At 43.1% G+C, this 270-nt stretch carries 1 pseudogene; it reads left to right on the plus strand.

Annotated elements, in window-relative coordinates:
• A pseudogene (locus tag FNK51_RS26230) lies at positions 1-233 on the plus strand (chemotaxis protein CheD); the annotation flags it as partial.
• Positions 234-270 lie beyond the last annotated feature (37 nt).

Consider the following 270-nt stretch of genomic DNA (forward strand, 5'->3'; position numbering starts at 1 on the left):
GATTGGGGTCGTGTGTTGGTGTTGTGATTTATGATGAAAAAAAACAAATTGCAGGTTTGGCCCATATCATGCTGCCTGACACATCACTCGCTAAATCGGCACAGATCAACATTGCAAAANTTGCAGATACGGCGATAAAGGAATTAGTGCAGATCTTAGTAAAAGAAGGCTCAAGAATGCCATTCCTAAAAGCGAAGTTAGCTGGCGGAGCGCAAATGTTTCAATTTGCCTCCTGAGGAGATTTAATGAGAATAGGACCCCGGAATGTGG

Source organism: Bacillus sp. B4EP4a (genome assembly GCF_006680105.1).
Taxonomy (GTDB): Bacteria; Bacillota; Bacilli; order Bacillales; family DSM-1321; genus Peribacillus; species Peribacillus simplex_E.